The 22,819-nt window shown below is 57.2% G+C and carries 18 protein-coding genes, 3 tRNA genes and 1 pseudogene; 7 read left to right on the top strand and 15 right to left on the bottom strand.

The genetic code is table 11. From position 1 onward, the window contains the following. The 4 genes and pseudogenes from mutL to nnr form a co-directional block, all read right to left on the bottom strand. On the bottom strand, nt 1–1,129 hold a 1,129-nt coding region (gene mutL, locus HA43_RS13045), incomplete at its 3' end, for a DNA mismatch repair endonuclease MutL (RefSeq protein WP_094111855.1). A gap of 40 nt (nt 1,130–1,169) precedes the next feature. Further along, a complete protein-coding gene (gene amiB, locus HA43_RS13040) occupies nt 1,170–2,831 on the bottom strand; it encodes an N-acetylmuramoyl-L-alanine amidase AmiB (protein ID WP_094111854.1) in 1,662 nt (553 codons plus the stop codon). Then, nucleotides 2,828–3,301: a tRNA (adenosine(37)-N6)-threonylcarbamoyltransferase complex ATPase subunit type 1 TsaE gene (gene tsaE, locus HA43_RS13035; RefSeq protein ID WP_039380649.1), complete on the bottom strand. Its 474-nt coding sequence runs from the start codon at nt 3,299–3,301 to the stop codon at nt 2,828–2,830. Before tsaE ends, amiB begins: the two co-directional genes overlap by 4 nt. Nucleotides 3,302–3,307: 6 nt before the next feature. Next, a pseudogene (gene nnr, locus HA43_RS13030) lies at nt 3,308–4,821 on the bottom strand (bifunctional ADP-dependent NAD(P)H-hydrate dehydratase/NAD(P)H-hydrate epimerase). Here nnr and queG point away from each other — a divergent pair. Further along, nucleotides 4,820–5,959 carry a tRNA epoxyqueuosine(34) reductase QueG gene (gene queG / locus HA43_RS13025; RefSeq protein ID WP_094111856.1) on the top strand — a complete coding sequence of 380 codons (1,140 nt, stop codon included), beginning with the start codon at nt 4,820–4,822 and terminating at the stop codon, nt 5,957–5,959. The pseudogene nnr and the gene queG sit on opposite strands and share 2 nt — an antisense overlap. A 425-nt stretch (nt 5,960–6,384) precedes the next feature. Here the strand turns inward: queG and HA43_RS13020 are convergent. From HA43_RS13020 to orn, 4 genes are all read right to left on the bottom strand, one after another. Next, a tRNA-Gly gene (locus HA43_RS13020) sits at nt 6,385–6,460 on the bottom strand. Nucleotides 6,461–6,485: 25 nt separating this feature from the next. Then, nucleotides 6,486–6,561 (bottom strand) — tRNA-Gly (locus HA43_RS13015). A 78-nt stretch (nt 6,562–6,639) separates the two neighbouring features. Beyond that, nucleotides 6,640–6,715 (bottom strand) — tRNA-Gly (locus HA43_RS13010). A 218-nt stretch (nt 6,716–6,933) separates the two neighbouring features. Further along, a complete protein-coding gene (gene orn / locus HA43_RS13005; RefSeq protein ID WP_039380653.1) occupies nt 6,934–7,482 on the bottom strand; it encodes an oligoribonuclease in 549 nt (182 codons plus the stop codon). 102 nt (nt 7,483–7,584) lie between these two features. On the opposite strand from orn, the gene rsgA reads away from it, so the two are divergent. The 3 genes from rsgA to mscM all read left to right on the top strand — a co-directional run bounded on the left by rsgA (nt 7,585) and on the right by mscM (nt 12,979). Further along, nucleotides 7,585–8,634, top strand: coding sequence for a small ribosomal subunit biogenesis GTPase RsgA (gene rsgA / locus HA43_RS13000; RefSeq protein ID WP_039380655.1), 1,050 nt, complete (start codon nt 7,585–7,587; stop codon nt 8,632–8,634). Nucleotides 8,635–8,730: 96 nt separating this feature from the next. Beyond that, nucleotides 8,731–9,627 (top strand): archaetidylserine decarboxylase, encoded by an 897-nt coding sequence (gene asd / locus HA43_RS12995; protein WP_094111853.1) that lies wholly within the window; start codon nt 8,731–8,733, stop codon nt 9,625–9,627. Between the two features lie 16 nt (nt 9,628–9,643). Then, nucleotides 9,644–12,979 (top strand): miniconductance mechanosensitive channel MscM, encoded by a 3,336-nt coding sequence (gene mscM / locus HA43_RS12990; protein ID WP_094111852.1) that lies wholly within the window; start codon nt 9,644–9,646, stop codon nt 12,977–12,979. Nucleotides 12,980–13,026: 47 nt separating this feature from the next. Here mscM and mdh read toward each other — a convergent pair whose 3' ends face one another. Next, nucleotides 13,027–13,965, bottom strand: a complete 939-nt coding sequence (mdh, locus tag HA43_RS12985; RefSeq protein ID WP_094111851.1) for a malate dehydrogenase — start codon at nt 13,963–13,965, stop codon at nt 13,027–13,029. Nucleotides 13,966–14,384: 419 nt separating this feature from the next. On the opposite strand from mdh, the gene argR reads away from it, so the two are divergent. From argR to yhcN (HA43_RS12970), 3 genes are all read left to right on the top strand, one after another. After that, nucleotides 14,385–14,855, top strand: a complete 471-nt coding sequence (argR, locus tag HA43_RS12980) for a transcriptional regulator ArgR (RefSeq protein WP_039380667.1) — start codon at nt 14,385–14,387, stop codon at nt 14,853–14,855. 465 nt (nt 14,856–15,320) lie between these two features. Further along, nucleotides 15,321–15,584 carry a peroxide/acid stress response protein YhcN gene (yhcN, locus tag HA43_RS12975; protein WP_094111850.1) on the top strand — a complete coding sequence of 88 codons (264 nt, stop codon included), beginning with the start codon at nt 15,321–15,323 and terminating at the stop codon, nt 15,582–15,584. Between the two features lie 93 nt (nt 15,585–15,677). Continuing rightward, nucleotides 15,678–15,944 (top strand): peroxide/acid stress response protein YhcN, encoded by a 267-nt coding sequence (gene yhcN / locus HA43_RS12970; protein ID WP_039380672.1) that lies wholly within the window; start codon nt 15,678–15,680, stop codon nt 15,942–15,944. A gap of 60 nt (nt 15,945–16,004) precedes the next feature. On the opposite strand, the gene HA43_RS12965 is transcribed toward yhcN (HA43_RS12970), so the two are convergent. From HA43_RS12965 to tldD, 6 genes are all read right to left on the bottom strand, one after another. Beyond that, nucleotides 16,005–16,274 carry a barstar family protein gene (locus HA43_RS12965; protein ID WP_094111849.1) on the bottom strand — a complete coding sequence of 90 codons (270 nt, stop codon included), beginning with the start codon at nt 16,272–16,274 and terminating at the stop codon, nt 16,005–16,007. 14 nt (nt 16,275–16,288) lie between these two features. Continuing rightward, the gene (locus tag HA43_RS12960; protein WP_094111848.1) at nt 16,289–17,743 is read right to left on the bottom strand and encodes an NAD-dependent succinate-semialdehyde dehydrogenase; all 1,455 of its coding nucleotides are present in this window, start codon (nt 17,741–17,743) and stop codon (nt 16,289–16,291) included. A 105-nt stretch (nt 17,744–17,848) separates the two neighbouring features. Beyond that, a complete protein-coding gene (gene aaeB / locus HA43_RS12955) occupies nt 17,849–19,801 on the bottom strand; it encodes a p-hydroxybenzoic acid efflux pump subunit AaeB (RefSeq protein WP_094111847.1) in 1,953 nt (650 codons plus the stop codon). A gap of 11 nt (nt 19,802–19,812) precedes the next feature. Next, a complete protein-coding gene (aaeA, locus tag HA43_RS12950) occupies nt 19,813–20,742 on the bottom strand; it encodes a p-hydroxybenzoic acid efflux pump subunit AaeA (protein ID WP_094111846.1) in 930 nt (309 codons plus the stop codon). An 8-nt stretch (nt 20,743–20,750) separates the two neighbouring features. Then, complete coding sequence (gene aaeX / locus HA43_RS12945) at nt 20,751–20,954, bottom strand: p-hydroxybenzoic acid efflux pump operon protein AaeX (RefSeq protein ID WP_065648072.1); 204 nt, start codon at nt 20,952–20,954, stop codon at nt 20,751–20,753. Between the two features lie 377 nt (nt 20,955–21,331). Beyond that, the gene (gene tldD / locus HA43_RS12940) at nt 21,332–22,777 is read right to left on the bottom strand and encodes a metalloprotease TldD (RefSeq protein ID WP_039380688.1); all 1,446 of its coding nucleotides are present in this window, start codon (nt 22,775–22,777) and stop codon (nt 21,332–21,334) included. Nucleotides 22,778–22,819 lie beyond the last annotated feature (42 nt).

The raw sequence follows: 22,819 nt of genomic DNA, 5'->3' as shown, positions 1-22,819 counted from the left end.
CGGCGGCGTCGTCAGGCCGGGATGGGGCAGCGGCAGGCTGAGCAAAATGGTTACCGCCGGCGGCCTGACGGTTCTCTGGCTGCCACGGTGCAGCAGGCTCTTTTGCCGCGACTTCCGGCAGCTCCGCACTGCGGCTCGCCTGCAGCACGCTCATCACGCCCTGCCAGATAAAGTCATGCACCAGTCGCGACTGGTGAAAGCGCACTTCATGCTTGGCAGGATGAACGTTGACATCAACCTGATGCGGGTCGATCTCCAGATAGAGTACATAGGCAGGCTGCTGATCGTCGCCCCCCTGGGCCTGCCAGGCCTGGCGGATGGCATGGTTGATCAGCTTGTCGCGCATCATACGACCGTTGACGTAGCAATATTGCAGGTCCGGAGTTTGCCGCGCGCCAGCCGGATCGGCTACCCAGCCGCGCAGCGCCAGATCGTCATGCTGCCAGTCGATACGCAGCGCATGCTGCATAAATGCCGTACCGCAGATCGCGCCCAGACGTCGTTCCTGTTGCGACGTCTGCGTCACGCCGCGGTACTGACGCACCAGTTTACCGTTGTGCGTGAGCGAAATCGCGACGTCAAAACGCGCCAGCGCAATGCGACGGATCACTTCATCAATATGGGTGAACTCCGTTTTTTCCGTGCGCATAAATTTGCGCCGGGCCGGCGTGTTGTAGAACAGATCCAGCACCTCCAGCGAGGTTCCCACCGGATGGGCCGCCGGCTTAACGGTGACCTGCATATCACGCCCTTCGGCGTACGCCTGCCACGCTTCCTGCTGATCGGCGGTGCGTGAGGTCAGCGTCAGACGGGAAACTGAACTAATGCTGGCCAGCGCTTCACCGCGAAAGCCAAGGCTGGCTATCGCTTCGAGATCGTCCAGCGACGCAATTTTACTGGTAGCGTGACGCGCCAGCGCCATCGCCAGCTCTGCTTTGGGAATACCGCAGCCATTATCGCGAATGCGAATCAGCCGGGCTCCGCCTTTTTCAATATCGATATCGATACGCGTTGCGCCGGCATCGAGGCTGTTCTCCACCAGCTCTTTTACAACCGATGCCGGACGCTCAACCACTTCGCCAGCGGCAATCTGGTTTGCCAGCTGCGGCGGTAAAATCTGTATAGGCATGGTGGTGATCCTTGTAGCTTGCTGGCCCGAAGGCCAGCGATCAGGATTGAGGAATTTTTAAATTCTGTCCCAGCATTACATTGTCTGACTTCATATTATTGGCCTGCATAATCGCTTTCGGACTCACGCCGTAACGCACGGCAATGGCCGTCAGCGAATCACCGCGAACCACTTTGTGGCGCGCCGGGCGTGCAGCCGTCGTGCTGACGCGGCTGCCGGCAGGTACTTTCAGGCGCTGCCCCACCCAGACCACGTCGCGCTTCAGGTTGTTGAGATCGCGCAGCGTCGCCATGCTGACCCCATACTTTGCGGCGATTCCCGACAGCGTTTCGCCGCGCGTTACCGTGTGGCGCTGCGTCACGCCCGTATACTGTACGGTTCCGCTGGCGGGATTGCTGGCGACGCTAACCGCTGGTGCGCTGTCCAGCGGCCGGTTTTCCTGCTTTGGGACGGACTGTAACGGATGTGCGAGGAAATAACTGCGCAGGCCTTTATGGATCGCCAGCGCAATTTTTTCCTGGTACGCACTGCTGCCAAGCAGCCGCTCCTCCCCGGCGTTACTGATAAAGCCGGTTTCAACCAGTAAAGATGGAATATCGGGTGAACGCAACACGCCAAGGCTGGCGTGCTCCGGCAACCGTTTATGCAGCGGCGTGATGCCGCGTAACTGCTGCAGAACTTTGACCGCTACGTCATAACCGACGCGCTGCGAGTGGCCAAACTGCAGATCCAGCACCGCCTGGCTGAGATAGGGATCGGCCTGGCTGTTCGCCAGCAGATCGCCCGCTCCGCCCAGCAGCTCAGACTGTTTCTCTTTCTGCTCCAGCCAGTTTGCCATTTCGTTATTGGCGCGCCGGTTTGACAGCACCCAGACGGAAGCGCCGGTTGCCGAGTGGTTTGGCGCCGCATCGGCGTGAATAGAGACCAGCAAATTGGCGTTCTCTTTGCGGGCAACCTCTGAACGTCCCATCACCGAGATAAAGTAATCGCCGTTGCGCGTCAGCACCGGTTTAAACATCGGATCCCGATCCAGCAGCGCTTTAAGCTTGCGTGCAATGGCGATAGTAACGTTTTTTTCCCGCAGCCCGCGCTGCCCCATCGCTCCCGGATCCTGCCCGCCATGACCGGCGTCAATGGCCACAATCACCGCATCGTTAAGGGTAACCGCGCCGCCCGGACGTATCGTGGTGTTGCTGTTGGTCACCGCGGTGACCGGATTGCCATCAAACGGATTGCCCTGGCTGCTGGCTACGCTGGCGCTCTGGCGCGCAGCGGTAACCGGCGCGGCTGCGGTGCTGCTGCGATTTACCGGCCGGGTGCCGCGCAGGGTAAACACCACGCGATAATTATTGCCGTCACGCTGCGTCGCAGCGCGCGTTTTAGTGGACTGGTTTAAATCAAATACCAGCCGGATGCTCTGGGCATCTTTAGGCTGGCTGTTGCGAATGCGCTGCACGATGTTTTCACCGCTGAAGCTCAGCGGCAGCCCTTTGATCGTGCCGCTCTGGCGAATATCCAGCACCACCCGGTCAGGGTTATGCAGCGGAAAAAAACCGTATACCGGCTGGCCGTTGAAGCTGAGCGTCACCGTTGCCTGATTCGCCCCGTTCTCAACTTTAATATCTGAAAGCGTGGCGGCAAATGACGTAGCGGAAAACAGGCAGAGCACGACCAGCACGATGCTTTTTATCCGTGGCTTCATGCCGGATCTCCCTGTTGCATCTGCTCCAGCAGCACGGCGCCGTGTGCGGAAACCGCCGTGATTTCTGCTTCACGCCCCGTTTCTGCATAACGCAGCGTCAGTGAAAGATCGGGCTCGGGCAGAAAGCCTGCGCCCTGCTGCGGCCATTCAACCAGACAGAGCGCCTCACCGCTGAAATAGTCGCGGATACCCATAAACTCCAGCTCTTCCGGATCGGCCAGGCGATAGAGGTCGAAATGATAGAGGGTACGATCGCCAATCTCATAGGGCTCAACCAGCGTATAGGTCGGGCTTTTAACATTGCCCTGATGACCGAGCGCCTGCAGAAAGCCGCGGCTGAACGTCGTTTTACCGGCGCCCAGATCGCCATACAGATAAATAACGGCCGCGCTGCTGCAAACGCGAGCCAGTTGCGCACCCATTTTCAGGGTTGCCGCCTCATCGGGCAAAGAAATTACACAGGTTTTCATGCGTTATTATTGCATCATCTCTGGATTAACAAACTGCCACAGTTGCTCAAACAAATCAGTGGCTAACATACCGCGCGTTCCGTGCTGACGGGCAACTGCATCGGCCGCTGCGCCGTGTACCACGCAGCCCGCACAGGCGGCTTCAAACAGCGAAAGCTGCTGGCCCAGCAGGGCCGCAATGATACCGCTCAGCGTATCGCCCATGCCGCCCGACGCCATACCGGCGTTACCGACATCAGCAATGGCAATATCGCCCGCGGCGCTGGCAATGACCGTACCGGCGCCTTTCAGAACCACGACTCCGCCATAACGCCGGGCCAGGGTCTGCGCGGCCTGCAGGCGATCGTGCTCGATTTCACTGGTTTTTACTCCGAGCAGCCGGGCCGCTTCGCCGGGATGCGGCGTAATGATGCGATTCTGACGGTTATCCGGATTGATTGCCAGCAGGTTAAGCGCATCTGCATCCCAAAGCATGGGCTTTTCACAGGCCGCGACCTGCTGCAGCGCCTGCTGTGCCCAGTCGCGTTGTCCCATACCCGGCCCAATCGCCACGACGTCCGCCCACGCCAGCGCGTTATGCAGTTTTTCGCGCGTAAATGCATCAACCATCAGCTCAGGGCGTGCGGTAATAAGCGGACCGATATTATCAGCCTGCGTCAGCACGCGCACCAGTCCGGCACCGCTGCGTAGTGCCGCCTCGCCGGTCATACGGATGGCGCCGGCAGTACCGCTGTCGCCGCCAATAATCAGCAGCTGTCCGTGATCGCCTTTATGCGAGGTCGCCTGGCGCGGTTTAAGCCAGCGCGTCAGGTGCTCCGCTGCATAGCGCCGGACAGGCGCCTGTTGCCCGCTGAGCCAGGCATCAAGGCCCAGCGTATCGCAGCGCAGCTCACCGACATGATCGCGTGCTTTTCCCGTCAGCAGACCCGGCTTCAGCGCAATCATGCTCAGCGTGCGACTGGCGACAACCGCCGCACCTGGCGTGGCACCGGTCGTCGCCAGTAAGCCAGACGGCACGTCGATAGCCAGTACCGGCGCGGTGTGCTGATTGATCGCTTCAATCAGGGGTGCATAAGGTGCCGCGGGCGCGCGGCTGAGGCCGGTGCCCAGCAGCGCGTCCACAATTAAATCGACCTGCTCCGGCCACGGGCTGTCTGCGGCATGGATCTCGCCGCCTGCGTCCAGCCAGGCTTCGCGCGCCTGCCGTGCTTCATCAGGCAGCGGCCTGCTGCCCTCACACGCCAGCAGCGTGACCGCCATACCGGCTGCCTGAGCCAGCCGCGCAATGACGTAGCCATCACCGCCGTTGTTGCCGTGGCCGCACAGGATCAGCCAGTGCCCGGCTTCTGGCCAGCTCTGGCGCGCCAGGGTAAAGCTCGCCTGACCGGCGCGCTGCATCAGTTCATAAAGCGTCAGCCCCAGCTGTCTGCTGCATCCTGCTCCAGCTGCGCCATGGCCTGCGCAGGCCAGACAGAGTGTGATAAACTGCGCGCGTTTGCATCAACTGCCTGGTTTCTCATGTCATACCCTCTCGATCTTCAACAGCTTGCTCAACAGATTAAACAGTGGGGCCGCGACCTCGGCTTTCAGCAGGTCGGCATCTGCGACACCGATTTACGTGCCGAAGAGCCAAAGCTCCAGGCGTGGCTGGACAAGCAGTATCACGGTGAGATGGCATGGATGGCGCGTCACGGCATGATGCGTGCGCGTCCGCATGAACTGTTGCCCGGCACGCTGCGGGTGATCAGCGTCCGCATGAACTATCTGCCTGCAAAAGCGGCTTTTGCCCAAACCCTGAAAAATCCTCAGCTTGGCTACGTTAGCCGCTATGCGCTGGGTCGCGACTATCACAAAGTATTGCGCAATCGTCTGAAAAAGCTCGGAGAAATGATCCAGGCACACTGCAGTGAACTCAATTTTCGCCCGTTTGTGGATTCCGCTCCCGTAATGGAGCGGCAGCTGGCGGCGAAAGCGGGCCTCGGCTGGACCGGAAAACATTCACTGATTCTGAATCGTGAAGCAGGCTCATGGTTTTTTCTCGGTGAACTGCTGATCGATCTGCCGCTGCCGGTTGATGCTCCCCAGGAGGAGCAGTGTGGCCGCTGCGTCGCCTGCATGACAATCTGCCCGACCGGGGCCATTGTGGAGCCCTATGTTGTGGATGCGCGGCGCTGTATCTCCTACCTCACCATTGAGCTGGAAGGCGCCATCCCTGAAGCGTTTCGCCCGCTAATCGGCAACCGTATTTATGGCTGTGATGACTGCCAGCTGATCTGTCCCTGGAACCGCTACAGCCAGCTGACGGATGAAGCGGACTTTTCACCGCGTGCGGTACTGCATGCGCCAGAGCTGACCGCGCTGTTTGGCTGGGATGAGGCGCGTTTTCTGCGCGTGACGGAAGGCTCGGCAATCCGGCGAATCGGTCATCTGCGCTGGCTGCGCAACATTGCCGTGGCGCTGGGCAATGCCCCCTGGTCAGATGAATGCGTGGCGGCGCTGCAGCAGCGACGCGGTGAAGATCCGCTGCTGGATGAGCATATTGACTGGGCGCTGGATCAGCAGCAGCAGAAGCGCGCAGCTGAAGTTATTGAGGTGCAGCCTGCGAAAACGCTGCGTTTAGTCCGCGCCGTGGAAAAGGGTCTGACACGTGATGCATGATTGAGCGCATCTGCTGCACACAGGCTTGTCCACACGCTGTGCATAAGATTTTTTTATAAAAATAGTGACGCACAAGCATGCGTGGTCTATAGAGACCATTAACATAATGAAATAGTGATTTATATAATAAAAACAATTACTTGAATGTAAATTGTAAACTTATATTTGCTGAATAACGCGCAGGCGTCGAGCCAGAGCTTGTGGATAACTCTGTTTAAAAGGGTTTTGCATGATGGGTATAACGCCGCCTTTCAGGCACGGACAAATTGTGGATAACTTGCAGCGGTATGCAGCAAACCATCGGCAATATCGACGCTGACACAGCGTGTGTAATGTTCAGAACAACGCAGACTGCAGAAAGAGCAAAAGCAGTGCTTAATGTCTGATGACGCCCGCAGGCAGGAAACAATCGTGAATAAGAAAACTGGAGCGGGAAACGAGACTCGAACTCGCGACCCCGACCTTGGCAAGGTCGTGCTCTACCAACTGAGCTATTCCCGCAAAGAGGTTACTACAAAACAGATTCTGGAGCGGGAAACGAGACTCGAACTCGCGACCCCGACCTTGGCAAGGTCGTGCTCTACCAACTGAGCTATTCCCGCATTATCGTTGATATTCAGCCTGCTGCTATGCGGCAAAGCAAAACATCTGATATTGGTATCTGACTACATCTTTAAATCTGGAGCGGGAAACGAGACTCGAACTCGCGACCCCGACCTTGGCAAGGTCGTGCTCTACCAACTGAGCTATTCCCGCATCATCATCGCGACTATCTGAACCGGCGTAACTTTCACGCGGAGGGATAAACGCTGATGCTTTACTGCTGCGCACCACACGAAATTCTTCATCGGTACGGGGTGCGCATTATACGAGAATTCGTTTTTGCCGCAAGCCTCTTATCGCAAAATTTTGCGCTTTCAGCGCGTTTGCTGATTTAATCGACAAAATGATGCTTTACTGTGCATTTCAGGCCGTTAAAGCTGCAAAAAATGCTCGCGATAGTACGCCAGCTCCGCGATTGACTCGCGAATATCATCCAGCGCCTGGTGCGTACCCGCTTTTTTAAAGCCCGGCAGGATCTGCGGTTTCCAGCGTCGCGCCAGCTCTTTCAGCGTGCTGACATCCAGATAGCGGTAATGGAAGTAGGCTTCCAGCTCTGGCATATAGTTAAACAGAAAACGGCGATCCTGACCGATGCTGTTGCCGCAAATCGGTGAAGTGTTGGCAGGCACCCACTGCTGCAGAAACGCCAGCGTGGCTTGTTCTGCCGCCCGATCGTCATACTGACTCGTTTTGACCCGCTCAACCAGGCCACTGCCGGTATGGGTCCGCACGTTCCACTCATCCATCAGGGCCAGCTGCTCATCAGACTGATGCACCGCCAGTACCGGCCCCTCAGCGAGCACGTTTAAGTTTGCATCGGTAACGATCGTCGCGATCTCAATAATGCGATCGCGAAGCGGATCGAGTCCGGTCATTTCAAGGTCGATCCAGATCAGGTTATTTTCGTTTCCAGCTGTCATCTATTTTCCATCCGTTGCCAGTGTCGTCATTCGACCGCGTTAAGGTGTATCATAGACGTTTTGCCCAGCGGGGCGAAGCCTGGCGAAAGCGTGAGAGGATGCGTGAGCAAAAATAAACTGTCGAAGGGTCAACAACGTCGCGTAAGCGCAAACCATCAGCGTCGTCTGCAGCAACGGAGTGAAAAACCGGAGCCTGATGATAGCCTGTTTGGCGATGCGTCTGAGGGCGTGGTGATCAGCCGCTTTGGCATGCACGCAGATGTCGAAGACCAGGCGGGCGAAGTGCATCGCTGTAATATCCGCCGCACTATCCGCTCGCTGGTTACCGGCGATCGCGTTGTATGGCGTGCAGCGAATGAAAATGGCGGTAAAGGTATCGTTGAAGCGGTACACGAGCGTAAAACCGTGCTGACCCGCCCCGATTTTTATGACGGCGTAAAGCCTATCGCGGCCAATATCGATCAGATCATGATCGTGTCAGCTATTTTGCCGGAGCTTTCGCTCAATATTATCGACCGCTATCTGGTCGCCAGCGAAACGCTGGGTATTGAGCCGTTACTGGTACTCAACAAGATCGATCTGCTGGATAGTGACGCGCGTGCGTTTGTTGATGAGCAGATGGATATCTATCGCCATATCGGCTATCGCGTGCTGATGGTCTCCAGCTACGCACAGGATGGCCTGAAAGATCTGGAAGCGGCACTGACCGGGCGCGTCAGCATTTTTGCCGGCCAGTCAGGCGTGGGTAAATCGAGCCTGCTGAACCGGCTGCTGGGACTGGATGTTGCCGGCAGTGAGATTCTGACCAATGATGTGTCGGATGTGTCCGGACTGGGTCAGCACACCACGACCGCCTCACGTCTTTACCACTGCCCGCACGGCGGCGATGTAATCGACTCACCCGGAGTGCGTGAATTTGGCCTGTGGCATCTTGAGCCGGAACAGGTTACCCGCGGGTTTATCGAATTCCGCGAATTTCTCGGCAGCTGTAAGTTCCGCGACTGCAAGCACGATACCGATCCCGGCTGCGCAATCCGTGAAGCGGTAGAGAATGGCCTGATCAACGCGTCGCGCTTTGATAATTACCACCGTATTCTTGAGAGTATGGCGCAGGTAAAAACGCGTAAAAACTTTTCTGCCGATGAAGATTGATCGGTAAAACGACATAGTCGCTAACTCACCGGGGCGCTGCTACAATCCGCCCCCCCTTTTTTACGTAAACCACAGGTATTAAGCCAGGAGGCAACGGTGTTTGATCGTTTTAAACTCGGCCTGAATCATATTCTGCCCAAGAAGGCGCTGACCGAACTCGCCGGCTGGGGCGCCAGTCGCCGCGGTGGCTGGCTGACCAAAGCGGTCATTGATGCTTTCGTCTGGTTCTATAAAGTTGATATGGCGGAAGCCAGTAAGCCACATACCGGCAGCTATCGCACGTTCAACGATTTCTTTGTCCGCCCGCTGAAAGAGGGTGCCCGCCCTGTCGATCCTGACGCCTCGCTGCTGGCGCTGCCGTGTGACGGCGCGATCAGCCAGCTGGGCCGCATCACCGGCGATCAGATTTTTCAGGCGAAAGGACACTACTATACGCTGCAGGCGCTGCTGGCAGGCAACGACGAGCTGGCAGAGAAGTTTATTGATGGGGAGTTCGTTACCACTTATCTTGCCCCGCGCGACTACCACCGCGTGCATATGCCCTGCAACGGCATTCTGCGTGAAATGATCTACGTGCCGGGCGACCTCTACTCCGTTAACCCGCTCACGGCGCGCAATATTCCTAATCTGTTTGCGCGTAATGAGCGCGTTATCTGCGTATTTGATACCGATCACGGCCCGATGGTGCAAATTCTGGTGGGTGCCACTATCGTCGGCAGTATTGAAACTGTCTGGGCAGGAACCGTGACGCCGCCGCGTGAAGGTGTGATCAAACGCTGGCGCTATCCTTCTGCCGAACATGATGGTGCGGTCGTACTGCTGAAAGGTCAGGAAATGGGCCGTTTCAAGCTGGGTTCAACCGTGATCAACCTGTTCGCTCCTGACCGGGTAAAACTGGCGGAAAGCCTGGAGGCGGAAAGTAAAACGCGTCTCGGCCAGCCGCTGGCTATTGCACTGCCGCAGTCTGGCGACAGCGCCCCGCTGACTCAATAATCAGAGACCTGCTCCCGTGCGCGCTTTCCTTGTTCTACTGCTGAGCCTCGTGCTCAGCAGCCCTCTCTGTGCCGCCTCCCTCCCCTCCACTACGCAGCTGCAGCAGGAGCTGGATGAGGCGAAATCCGCTAAAAACAGTCCTGCACAAACCGAACAGGTGCAGGCGCTGGAAGCGGCCATCAATTTTCTCTCTGAACGCAGCGACTCGCTGGAGCGGGCGAAGCAGTATCAGCAGGTGATCGACGATTTTCCCCGGCTGGCACGCGAACTGCGCCAGCAGATCGCCACGCTGAACGAGACCAGCAAACCCGTACGCAGCAACATGAGCAATGCGGAACTGGATCAGGAAATACTCCAGGTCAGCAGCCAGCTGCTGGAAGAGGGACGGCAGGCGCAGCAGGAGCAGGACCGCGCACGTGAAATCAGCGACTCGCTGGCGCAGCTGCCGCAGCAGCAGACTGATGCGCGCCGTGCCATGACGGAGAATGAGCGTCGCGCGCAGGGCATTTCAAACAACGCGTCACCCCTTGCCCAGGCGCAGGTGTATGCCCGTCAGGCGGAAAGCGCAGCGAGCAAAGCCCGGGTGGATGAGCTGGAGCTGGCGCAGCTTTCAGCCAATAACCGTCAGGAACTGGCGCGCATGCGGGCAGAAGTGCATCAGCGGAAAGCCACGCAGCTGGATAACTATTTGCAGGCGCTGCGCAGCCAGCTGAACAATCAGCGTCAGCGCGAGGCGGAACTGGCGCTGGAGCGCACGGAGCAGCTGGCGGAAAACAGCGGCGATCTGCCGCCCACCATTAGCGAGCAGCTGCGTATTAATCGTCAGCTCTCTGCCGATCTGAATCAGCAGGCGCAGCGTATGGATCTGGTCGCCTCGCAGCAGCGTCTGGCAACTAATCAGACGCTGCAGGTGCGCCAGGCGCTGAGCACGCTGCGCGAGCAGTCACAGTGGCTGGGCGCCTCTAATTTGCTGGGTGAAGCACTGCGCGCGCAGGTAGCCCGTCTGCCCGATATGCCAAAAGCACAGCAGATCGATAGCGAAATGGGCGAGCTGCGGGTGCAGCGGCTGCACTATGAGTCACTGCTCGAGCGTCAGCAGACATTGCGTAAAGAGAAGCAGGAAGATGGCACGCCTTATACCAGCGAACAGAGCCGGATCCTGGACGCGCAGCTGCGCACCCAGCGTGAACTGCTTAATTCGCTGATCTCCGGCTGCGATACGCTGATTCTGGAGATCACTAAGCTGCGGGTGTCAAACACGCAGCTGCAGGATGCGCTCAGCGAAGTTAAAGAGGCGACGCATCGTTACCTCTTCTGGACGGCAGATGTCAGTCCGGTGGGCCTGAAGTATCCCCTTGAGGTAGCAAGCGCCCTCACCCGCCTGCTGTCGCTGGATACGCTGGGTCAGATGGGCAAAGCGCTGGCCATGATGTTTACCAGTCGTGAAACGGTGCTGCCGATTATGGGTGCCGTGCTGCTGGTGGGTTTCAGCATCAGCTCACGCCGCCACTACAACGCGTTTATGGCGCGCGCCGCCAGCCGCGTGGGCAAAGTGACACAGGATCGCTTCAGCCTGACGCTGCGGACGGTATTCTGGTCCATTCTGGTGGCGCTGCCGCTGCCGGTGCTCTGGGCGGCACTGGGGTATGGCCTGCAGCATGCGTGGCCCTATCCGTTTGCCGTGGCGATAGGGGATGGCATTACCGCCACGCTGCCTCTGCTGTGGGCGTTTATGATCAGCGCCGCCTTTGCCCGTCACGACGGCCTGTTTGTCGTGCATTTTCGCTGGCCGCAGACGCGGGTGGCGCGCGCCATGCGCTACTATTCGCTGACGGTTGGGCTGATTGTACCGCTGATCATGCTGCTGATCGCCTTTGCCAATCTGGAAGATCCGCAGTTTTCCGCGACGCTGGGACGACTCTGTTTTGTGCTGATTTGCGGTGCACTGAGCATTGTCACGGTCAGCCTGAAGCGCGCCGGTATTCCGCTTTATCTTGATAAAGAGGGCAGCGGTGATAATTTTGTCAATCGCATCCTGTGGAACCTGATGATCGCCATTCCGCTGGTGGCCGCTTTTGCATCCTGCATCGGCTATCTGGCAACCGCCCAGGCGCTGCTGGCTCGCCTGGAAACCTCAGTCTGTATCTGGTTCTTCCTGCTGGTGATTTATCACATTATTCGCCGCTGGATGCTGATTCAGCGCCGACGCATTGCGTTCGATCGCGCCCGCCAGCGTCGCGCTGATATGCTGGCCAATCGCGCCCGCAGTGAAGAAGAAAAAGAGCAGCAGAGCGCCACCAATACTGACACCATTGAAATTGATGAGCCGGTGATTGACCTCGATGCCATCAGTGCGCAGTCGCTGCGGCTGGTGCGCTCTATCCTGACGCTGATTGCACTGGTATCGGTGATCCTGCTCTGGTCGGAAATCCACTCCGCGTTTAGCTTCCTCGATAACATTCCGCTCTGGGATGCCAGTACCACGGTTCAGGGCGTTGAGAGCGTGCAGCCTATCACGCTGGGTGCGGTGCTTATCGCCATTCTGGTGCTGATCATCACCACGCAGCTGGTCCGCAATATGCCGGCGCTGCTGGAGCTGGCGCTGCTGCAGCATCTCAGCCTCGCGCCGGGTACCGGCTACGCCATTACAACGCTGACCAAATATGCGCTGATGCTGATGGGGGGCCTGATAGGCTTCTCAATGATTGGCGTGGAGTGGTCAAAGCTGCAGTGGCTGGTCGCTGCACTGGGTCTTGGGCTCGGATTTGGCCTGCAGGAGATTTTTGCCAACTTTATCTCCGGCCTGATTATACTGTTTGAAAAACCGATCCGCATCGGCGATACCGTCACTATTCGCGATCTTACCGGCAGCATTACGCGTATTAACACCCGCGCGACCACCATTACCGACTGGGACCGGAAAGAGATTATCGTGCCCAATAAAGCGTTTATTACCGAGCAGTTCGTGAACTGGTCTTTGTCAGATTCCGTTACGCGTGTGGTGCTGACGATTCCGGCGCCGGCGCGCGTAAACAGTGAAGAAGCCACCACCATACTGAAACAGGCGGCCGAGCGCTGCACCTATGTGCTGGATATGCCGCCGCCGGAAGTTTACCTGGTGGACCTGCAGCAGGGTATTCAGCTGTTTGAGCTGCGCGTGCATGCGGCAGAGATGGGCCATCGCATGCCGCTACGGCATGAGCTGCATCAGCTCATTCTGCGGGGCTTCGCGGAGCACAATATTGAGATGCCTTTCCCGCCCTTCCAGGTACGTATGGAAACGCTGGGACGCAAAACGCCTGCCGGCAATGGCACGGCGGCGACGCAGACCTTCAAATCTGGCGGACTGTAACAAAAACGCCCGGCTTCAGCCGGGCGTTTCACACTGCGTAACAGGAGTTACTGCTTCACAAACTCTTCACCCTGCGCAATATCTTTTTTCAGCGTCTCCAGCATACCGTGCAGCGCCTGCTGTTCAAATTCGCTCAGCGTGCCCAGCGGGCGACGTTCGGCAATCCCGTTTTTCCCCAGCAGCAGCGGCTGAGAGAAGAAGCGCGCATATTCACCGTCGCCTTCGACATAGGCGCATTCAACTACATTGGCCTCACCCTGCAGCGCACGGATCAGCGACAGACCAAAGCGTGCGGCGGCCTGCCCCATTGAGAGAGTCGCCGATCCGCCACCCGCTTTGGCTTCTACCACTTCGGTGCCGGCGTTCTGAATACGCTTTGTAAGATCGGCGATCTCCTGCTCGCTGAAGCTGACGCCCGGCACCTGCGACAGCAGCGGCAGAATGGTCACGCCAGAGTGGCCGCCCACGACCGGCACCTCTACTTCTCCTGGCTGTTTACCCTTGAGCGCAGCGACAAAGGTATTAGCACGAATGACATCCAGCGTGGAGACGCCAAACAGCCGGTTTTTATCGTAAACGCCGGCTTTTTTCAGCACCTCTGCGGCGATCGCCACGGTGGTATTAACCGGATTAGTAATGACGCCAATCAGCGCTTTGGGCGCCGTGCTGGCTACCTGCGCGATCAGGTTTCGGACAATGCCCGCGTTAACGTTAAACAAATCCGCGCGATCCATGCCGGGCTTACGCGCTACCCCGGCAGAAATCAGGACCACGTCGGCCCCCTTCAACGCAGGGGTGGCATCTTCACCGCTGAAACCTTCAACCGTCACAGCGGTAGGGATATGGCTGAGATCGACCGCCACGCCAGGCGTGACCGGTGCAATATCATAGAGAGAGAGGGCGGAACCCGCGGGTAACTGCGTTTTGAGCAGCAGAGCCAGCGCCTGGCCAATACCGCCAGCGGCTCCGAGAACGGCAACTTTCATCCTGAACTCCTTATTAAGATGGGGCAAAGATATGCCAGAAATCCATCAGCTTACGAGTTTAGTCAACATCTCAGGCGATAGCGACATAGCCGTTGCGCACAGGCAGCATGCTGCTATCCGCTTCCGATACCGCTCTGTTTCAGAAGCACCTGAATGATCTTACCGCAGCCAGCAGAGATATACGGCTTTGATCGTCGATCTGGTTGTTACCACGTCAATAATATAACAACTTTGCAACCTCTGCTTTGCGCGTCAGCGCGCGATTTTGGTGCGTAGCCAGTTTCTGCTAGAATGCCCGTCCCGCGCGGACGTATGGCGAAAGTCGCTGCTGACGCATTGCATAAAAATTCATCTAAATGCATAATAATTTATCAGCTGCAGGCTTGTTGCCTGCTGCGCCTCTCATTCATTGGTAGCTTATGCGTAATCCTTCAAAACAAGACGACCTTATCAAGGCATTTAAAGCCTTGCTTAAAGAAGAAAAATTCAGCTCTCAGGGCGAAATCGTGCAGGCGCTGCAGGAAGATGGCTTTGAAAATATCAATCAGTCAAAAGTCTCCCGCATGCTGACAAAGTTTGGCGCGGTGCGCACGCGCAACGCGAAAATGGAGATGGTTTACTGCCTGCCCGCTGAACTGGGCGTCCCTACCGCTACCAGCCCGCTGAAAAACCTGGTGCTGGATATCGATTACAATGAAGCGCTGGTCGTGATTCATACCAGTCCGGGCGCCGCGCAGCTGATTGCCCGCCTGCTCGATTCTCTCGGCAAAGCAGAAGGAATTCTGGGTACTATCGCCGGCGATGACACCATTTTCATCACCCCGGCGCGTGCTTTTACCGTTAAGCAGCTCTATGACGCGGTACTGGTGCTGTTTGAGCAGGAGCTGTAACACTTCTTTGCCGGTGGCCAGTCTGCCGGCACCTTCTGGCGTTCAGATACCTGATGTCCTCTGTTACTTCGCCCCGCCTTTATCGCTAAAGGTTATCAGGCCGGCTAATATAGGTCAGACCTTTAAGCTCCTGTTGCTCTCAGCCATATATTCTCCTGCCTGTAACCGCTCTTTCGCCCGTTTTAACTAATTTTTTCGCCAGCGTGCAGCGGCATTGACCATAAACTTTGGCACGAAAAGTTAATTTGACGCAGATCACTGTTTTTGCGAAAAAAAAGCGCTTAACGGATGAAAAATAGCCGATTTTAATAACTTAACGTTATAAAAAGGTGGCATAAGGATAAAGGATAACAACGAAACATTATTAGCGAAGTATTAATTTCCCGCGTGATTAGATCTATACTTCTTTTCGTGACGCAAATCACACTAACTAAAAAGATAAAAATCACAGACGAGGAAAATACCATGAACGTTAAAGCGGCTATCGCCACCCTAAGCATTCTCTCTGCACTCTCATTTGGCGCTTCTGCAGCAGATTCTATTTCTGCCGATCAGGCAGCGAACCTGCAGTCTGCCGGCACCATCAGCGTCAGCGGCGTGGGCGGCTCGCCAATGGATATCCACCGGCAGCTGAATGCAAAAGCCGATGCGCAGGGCGCAAAAGCGTATCGTGTTATCGAGGCTTATAACGACAACACATACCACGCTACAGCTGAACTCTATAAATAACTGTCAACCGGCGTGATACAACGCCGATGCTAATCGACGACCCGCTTACTCTGGTGTAGCTGCAGGTTGTTGATGCTAACGAGGAGATACATCATGAAAATCAAAACAACTCTTGCAACGGCTGGCCTGCTCTCTCTGTTTGCCTTTGGCGCCTCTGCGGCTCAACTGGTTACCAGTGAATCAGCACAAAATCTGCAGCCTGCTGGCAGCACCATCTCAATCAGCGGTACCGGCGGTTCACCAATGGATTATCGCGAACAGCTTTCTCAGAAAGCTGATGCGCAGGGTGCCAGTGCTTACCGCGTCATCGAAGCGCGTACCGGCGACAGCTATCATGTGACCGCCGAACTCTATAAGTAATTCCTCGTCACCCCTGACGAACCCTTTGGCCCCGCTTTGCGGGGCCCTTTTTGGGTTGTATTACTGAGCGGTAAAGCGGAGCTGGCCCTCCAGCTCCTCTTCTGCCTTTTCAAATAGCAGGATCAGTGCGCTATACCGGCGTTTCTGCCCTCTCCCCAGATTAACGAAGACAATTTCCAGCGGCAGCGGAAGCTGTTCACCGGTCATCACCCGCCAGAGATCGTCCGGATCGCGAATAGCGGCCTCGTTCAGCATAAAACGCTCGCCAAACTGACTGTAGAAGTGGGCCTGATCGACGATTTCATCAAAATCGAAACGCTCGGTTCGCATGCTGTATCCTCCTGCTAAGAGAGACCGCCCAGATGCAGCGCTTTGACTTCCAGGTACTCTTCAATACCCAGCACTGAGCCTTCGCGTCCCAGACCTGATTCTTTAATCCCGCCAAACGGCGCCACCTCAGTAGAGACCGCGCACTCATTAATACCGATCATCCCCGCTTCCAGCGCGGCAGCGACGCGGAACACCCGCTGCAGATTCTGCGTATAGAAGTAGGCAGCCAGACCATATTCGGTATCATTCGCCCGCCCGATTACCTCCTCTTCACTGCTGAAGCGGAAGCAGGCCGCAACCGGACCAAATGTCTCCTCCTGCGCCAGCATCATGCTCTCCTGCGCCCCGGCAATGACCGTGGGCTGCCAGAAATTGCCGCCCAGCGCATGCCGTTCGCCACCGGTGACAATTCGGCCACCTTTACGCACCGCATCCTGCACATGCTCTTCAACTTTTTCCAGCGCGGAGGCAGCGATCAGCGGCCCGACGATTACGCCTTCATCCATACCGTTCCCGACTTTGAGCTGCTTAACCGCTTCTGCCAGCTGCGTAACAAAGCGATCGTAAATCTGCTCATGGATATAAAAACGATTCACGCTCACGCAGACCTGACCGGCATTGCGGAATTTATTGGCAATCGCACCCTGTACCGCAGCGTCAATATCCGCATCTTCAAAGACGATATATGGCGCGTTGCCGCCCAGCTCCATGGAGACCTTTTTCATCGTCTCAGCCGCATTGCGCATCAGCGTTTTGCCCACGGCAGTTGAGCCGGTAAACGAGATTTTGCGCACCGCGCGTGAGGCCATGATAGCGTCGCTGATCGCCTGGGTATCGCCCGCGACGGCATTGAGCACGCCGTCCGGCACGCCAGCCTGCTGCGCCAGGGCTATCAGGGCAAACGCGCTGAGCGGTGTATTGTTCGCCGGTTTAATGATCCCGGTGCAGCCTGCGGCCAGCGCCGGCCCAAGCTTACGGGTCAGCATCGCCATCGGGAAATTCCAGGGGGTAATCGCCGCGACCACGCCAACCGGTTCACGCGTGGCCAGAATACGCGAGCCGGGTTTAGCGGGCGGAATAATCTCGCCGTTAGCGCGCTTTGCCTCTTCTGCAAACCACTGAATAAAGCTCGCGGCATACTCTACTTCGCCTTCCGCCTCTTTGACCGGCTTACCCTGCTCGGCGGTCATCAGCTCTGCAAGCCAGCGTTTGTTTTCCACGATCAGCTGATACCAGCGCATCAGGATCCCGGATCGCTCTTTGGCCGTTTTATCCCGCCAGCCGGGGAAAGCGCGCTGCGCGGCAGCGATCGCCTGTTCGGTTTCCGCTTTACCCGCTTTGGCGACGCGGGCAATGACCTCGCCGGTCGCCGGATTGGTTACGTCAAACGTCGCGGAGGCGGCATGCCATTGACCCGCAGCGAAGAAGCCGGTTTTGAAGAGTTCATGTTGCTGCAAAGAAACGGACATAGATATTCTCCTGTCAGTATGCATCCGTCAGGAAAGTATAGATGGCAACGCGCAGCCGATTTGTGTCAGCGTGGCATAAACCCGCCGCCGCCCGGGGCGGCAGGCTTAAATCTGGATGAGGGTGTTCTGATATTTGTCCAGCATTTGCGTCAGGCGGGCGACCGGCTCCGTGACGCTGGCAGGGGCACTATAATGCGCCAGCTTCTCCTGATAGCCAGCCAGCTCCTGCAACAGCGTTTTGAACGCGTCGCGTCGCTTATCATCGCTGCTGGCTGAGATAACCCGATCCGCGGTGTGTCGCAGCTGCCGGTGATAAGCGGAGAGCTCCGCATTGACCGGCACTTCTGCATTACGCAGCCGCTGATGACCAATAATCAGCGTCAGGGCGATACGGTATTTATCGATATCGCCCGGAAACAGATTGAGCAGCAGAAAAAGCTGCTGATAAAGCGCCGGCAGATGGTTTTCCCGGCGCCGGGCCTGATTCGTCGTCAGCGCTGCAACAGCAGCATACATCAGGCGATTCAGCAGTTTGCGGCCGGTACGCGCTTTGGATTTATCGCGAATCAGCAAAATCACCATCATGGCGACAAAGCTGCCGATCCACTGCCCCAGCGCGTTATCGAGAAACACGTTGAATTCAAACTTCATCGGGTTATCCAGCACCAGCACATTGATTGTGCCGATCAGCGCGCCCAGCGTGCCAATCTGCCGCCGCTGCACAAAGATACCGCCGACAAAGCCGAGCAGGCCGATGGCGATGCAAAGCAGCAGCGCACTCTGCTGCGTGGCAGGCAGAACCCAGGTGAAGTAGAACAACCCGAGCGGCACGGCGACCGCCATACCGTAAAAGAAATCTTTGGCCATCATCAGCGGATTGGGCATGCGCATCGCCAGTGCGGTGATCACCCCCAGCATGACCATGCAGCCACTGCCGGAGGTCCAGCCGGTATAGAGCCAGAACAGGGCCCCCAGCGCGGTGGCGACAAAGGTGCGAATACCGTTGATCATCGCATGGTGCGTTTCAGCCGAACGGGCCTGAACGATAATCTCCCGCTGCAGGATGTTCTCTTCAAGGGCGCTGATACGGCTGTTGCATTTAATCCCTTTGATCAGCAGCAGATATTCAGTCGCTGCTCCGGTCCAGCTCGCCAGCGTGACCGGAACCGTTTTGCTGCTGTCGCTGATAACGCGACGCAGCACTTTCATGCGCTTATGCACCTCACCGGCGCTGTTTGCCTCTTTTTCCAGCAGCAGCCGGAACTGCGGCGGAATATAGTCGGGCCGGGAGTTCTGGATAAGAAACGTCTCAGCGGCCTGCGTAATCAGCGTCAGCGACAGCGTATTAAGCATCTTTAGCCGGCGACTGCTGTTCTGCCAGCGAGATGACTCCATCATCAGCTGGCTGCGCATGCCGTTCAGGGCAGTGGTGCGGCGTACCAGCGCGCTCCAGGCTTTGTCCACCTCATCTTTATCTTCATGCGCAACGCAGAGCTGCAGCAGTTTATAATGCGCCACCAGCAGTGCATCCACTTCGGCATCGATGACTTTTTTAATGGAACGCGGTGAAAACAGCATATCTGCCAGAATCGCACAGAGGATCCCGAGCACAATTTCGCTGCAGCGCTCAACGGCAAACTGGGGGGCGAGCGTCAGCCCGCCGGTTGCGTCAGCGGTTACAACGATAATCAGCGCCGTGTAGCCTGCCAGCCCAAGCGCATAGGAGTTTTCGACTTTGATCAGCGAAGAGAGCCAGACGCAGAAACCGGCCCACATGCAGCACAGCAGCAACATCACGACCGGCGCACGCACGGTGGTGATCATGATAGTCAGCGCGGCGATACAGCCGATAAAGGTGCCGATGATGCGCAACACGCCGCGATAGCGCAGCGCGCCGGAGTAGGGATCGCCGCCGGCCGCAAAGGCGGTGCCGCCAGCGACAATACCGGCCGTCATCACCGCCCAGCGCGGCGTTTCCAGATGAAAGTGAAAGCCAATCATCAGCGCGGCCACCAGCGCAAACGTCAGCTTGATCGGGAAACGCAAAAACTCAATCATCACGCCCCCGCTTAACCAAACTCACGCAGGCGATTGAAGAATTGCGCCAGCGGCGAGACGTTGGTCTGCCGATCCTGCTCGCCGGTGATCACCACGGTCGCGGTTGTGCCTGCCGGGAAGCGGTTGCCAGGCTGGGCATCCAGACGGATACGCACCGGCACGCGCTGCGCCAGGCGCACCCATTCCAGATTAGAGTCCACCGTTGCCATACCTTTATTATCAATGCTGCTGCTGCTGTTGGTCACCCCGGCAGCCACGCTGTCCACCGTGCCGCGTAACACGGTATTGCTGCCCAGCGGCGTGACTTCAGCGCGAAAGCCCGGACGCACACCGCTGAGTTTGGTCTCTTCCATATAAGCCAGCACGTAGAAAGAGTGCTGCTGTACCAGCGCGACCGCCACGGAGCCGCGCGTAATGAACTCACCCTCATAGACATTGAGGTTAGTCACCCAGCCATCAGAGGGGGCTTTGATCGTGGTACGGTCGAGATCGATAACCGCCAGATCGCGGGTAGCGATCGATTTCGCCAGCTGATGTTCACTGGTCTGCAGATCGCTGTTGGCCTGTTCAATCGCCTCACGCGACATCGCGCTGGTACCGAGCTGATTACGGCGTCCCGCCTCGCGGCGTTTTTCACTCACCAGCGCCTGATAGTAGTCCACGTCTGCCTGCGCCTGCGCCAGCGCTTTCTGATAGCGCGGCCGGTCGACGATAAACAGCGTATCGCCCTTTTTCACCAGCTGGTTGTCATGTACCGGCACGTCGGTGATCAGACCGGTGACATCAGGTGCGATAGCCACCACATCCGCAGAGAATTTAGCATCGCGTGTCCACGGGGATTCGGTGTAGAACACCCAGGCGCGGAAGACAATCACGACGGCGATGATAACCAGCAGGAGCGTAATCGCGTAACGCGCGATTTTTCTTATGAGCGCTTTCACTTAAAACCTCAGATGAATAGACGGGATACAAGATAAAACACACAGCAATACAGGGCCGTGTTAAACAGAGCCGGATGCCAGACCAGATCGTAGATCCCGCTTGGCGTCAGCACACGTTTCACCAGCCAGAACAGCGCCAGCGAAACCAGTAGTTCAATGAAGATGGGCGGGAAAGATAGCCCGAATACGACAAATACCGGAAGCACACTCATTTCGGTTCCTTAGTTCGACCTTGCCGGAATCGCACCGCTTTTGCCCCCACGCTGTGCCGCACCGGGAATGGTTAAGCAGGCAGCAGAAAAATGGCAGTAACCTTCAGGCCGCCCTGCGCTAATCATAGCGTATCATCAGCCTGTCTGGTCCGTAACGGAATGCAGTGCATAAACCCAGCGCGCGTATAATAACGTGCCTGACTATATGTTTTCTACAAATCGTGACATAAATCACTTTTTAATCCGAATAAATAATCGCACGACTTAGCGCGCTGTCTGTTTTTGCCAAAGTGGCTGAATCGGAGGCATTTATAGCTGATGCAGCCACAAAAAAGGCTGCCCGCGGGCAGCCCTTATAGTGACAGAGGTTCAGCACCTCAGGCGGTGCCGCCTACGGTGATTTTGTCCAGCTTCAGCGTTGGCTGGCCCACGCCAACCGGGACGCTCTGACCCTCTTTACCGCATACGCCGACGCCTTTATCCAGCGCCAGATCGTTACCGACCATTGAGATTTGCTGCATCGCCTCAATGCCGGAGCCAATCAACGTAGCGCCTTTAACCGGCCGGGTAACTTTACCCTTCTCAATCAGATACGCCTCTGAGGTAGAGAAGACAAATTTTCCCGAGGTGATATCGACCTGACCACCGCCGAAGTTAGGCGCATAGAGGCCATATTCCACGCTTTCGATGATCTCCTGCGGCGTGGACTTGCCCGCCAGCATGTAGGTATTAGTCATGCGCGGCATCGGCAGATGCGCATACGATTCGCGCCGGCCGTTACCGGTTGGCGGCACACCCATCAGGCGGGCGTTCAGCTTGTCCTGGATATAGCCTTTCAGGACGCCATTTTCGATCAGCATGTTGTACTGACCCGGAACGCCCTCATCATCCACCGCCAGCGAGCCGCGCAGCCCCTCCAGCGTGCCATCATCCACCACGGTGCAGAGTTCCGAAGCAACCAGCTGCCCCATCTTGCCGCTGAATACCGACGTTTCACGACGGTTAAAATCGCCCTCAAGGCCATGTCCTACCGCTTCGTGCAGCAGCACGCCCGGCCAGCCAGCGCCCAGCACAACCGGCAGCGCGCCAGCTGGGGCTGCCACTGCAGAGAGGTTAACCAGCGCCATACGCACCGCTTCGCGCGCCCAGGCGTCAGCCCGGACGTCACCGCTCTCATCGGCGAGGAAAAATTCATAGCCGGTACGCGCGCCGCCGCCGCTTGAGCCGCGCTCGCGCTTGCCCTGATCTTCCACCTGCACGCTGATTGACAGACGCACCAGCGGACGAATATCGGCTGCCAGCGTCCCATCGGTTGCCGCAACCAGCACCTGTTCATAAACGCCGCTCAGGCTGGCATTGACCTCCTGTACGCGCGGGTCGGCCGCGCGCGCCACGCGGTCCACGCGATGCAGCAGGGCGATTTTATCTTCGCGCGTCAGGCTGTCGAGCGGGTTAACCGGCGCATAGAGCGAACGTTGCATTACTGCCTGCAGCGTATGTGCGGTGCCATTGCCCTGCTCGCGTACGATACTGCGCGCGGCTTCCGAAGACTGCCGTAGCGCATTCAGGGTGATCTGGTCTGCATAAGCGAAGCCGGTTTTTTCACCGCTTACGGCACGTACGCCAACGCCCTGATCGATATGGTAGGAGCCATCTTTAATAATTTTATCTTCCAGCACCCAGGACTCATGGAAGCTGGACTGAAAATAGAGATCGGCATAATCCAGACGACGTTCTGAAAGCTGCCCTAACAGGGAATGGAGGTCCTGCTGATTAATGCTGTTCGCAGCTAGTAACTGCTCACTTACCAGATTCAGAGTCATCGTTTCTCACTCATTATGTGCTCAGATAGTCATAGCCTGCGG

The sequence above is a fragment of the Pantoea eucrina genome, assembly GCF_002095385.1.
Taxonomy (GTDB): Bacteria; Pseudomonadota; Gammaproteobacteria; order Enterobacterales; family Enterobacteriaceae; genus Pantoea; species Pantoea eucrina.
Note: the sequence above shows the minus strand (reverse complement) of the source record. Positions and strands in the feature narration are given on the sequence as shown.

What these genes read in the sequence shown, in the direction of transcription:
- queG (WP_094111856.1), top strand. Translation starts at nt 4,820, where the DNA reads ATGTCATACCCTCTCGATCTTCAACAGCTTGCTCAACAGATTAAACAG.
- tldD (WP_039380688.1), bottom strand. Translation starts at nt 22,777, where the DNA reads ATGACTCTGAATCTGGTAAGTGAGCAGTTACTAGCTGCGAACAGCATT.
- tsaE (WP_039380649.1), bottom strand. Translation starts at nt 3,301, where the DNA reads ATGAAAACCTGTGTAATTTCTTTGCCCGATGAGGCGGCAACCCTGAAA.
- amiB (WP_094111854.1), bottom strand. Translation starts at nt 2,831, where the DNA reads ATGAAGCCACGGATAAAAAGCATCGTGCTGGTCGTGCTCTGCCTGTTT.
- yhcN (WP_094111850.1), top strand. Translation starts at nt 15,321, where the DNA reads ATGAACGTTAAAGCGGCTATCGCCACCCTAAGCATTCTCTCTGCACTC.
- HA43_RS12960 (WP_094111848.1), bottom strand. Translation starts at nt 17,743, where the DNA reads ATGTCCGTTTCTTTGCAGCAACATGAACTCTTCAAAACCGGCTTCTTC.
- yhcN (WP_039380672.1), top strand. Translation starts at nt 15,678, where the DNA reads ATGAAAATCAAAACAACTCTTGCAACGGCTGGCCTGCTCTCTCTGTTT.
- mdh (WP_094111851.1), bottom strand. Translation starts at nt 13,965, where the DNA reads ATGAAAGTTGCCGTTCTCGGAGCCGCTGGCGGTATTGGCCAGGCGCTG.
- orn (WP_039380653.1), bottom strand. Translation starts at nt 7,482, where the DNA reads ATGACAGCTGGAAACGAAAATAACCTGATCTGGATCGACCTTGAAATG.
- aaeB (WP_094111847.1), bottom strand. Translation starts at nt 19,801, where the DNA reads ATGATTGAGTTTTTGCGTTTCCCGATCAAGCTGACGTTTGCGCTGGTG.
- argR (WP_039380667.1), top strand. Translation starts at nt 14,385, where the DNA reads ATGCGTAATCCTTCAAAACAAGACGACCTTATCAAGGCATTTAAAGCC.
- aaeX (WP_065648072.1), bottom strand. Translation starts at nt 20,954, where the DNA reads ATGAGTGTGCTTCCGGTATTTGTCGTATTCGGGCTATCTTTCCCGCCC.
- HA43_RS12965 (WP_094111849.1), bottom strand. Translation starts at nt 16,274, where the DNA reads ATGCGAACCGAGCGTTTCGATTTTGATGAAATCGTCGATCAGGCCCAC.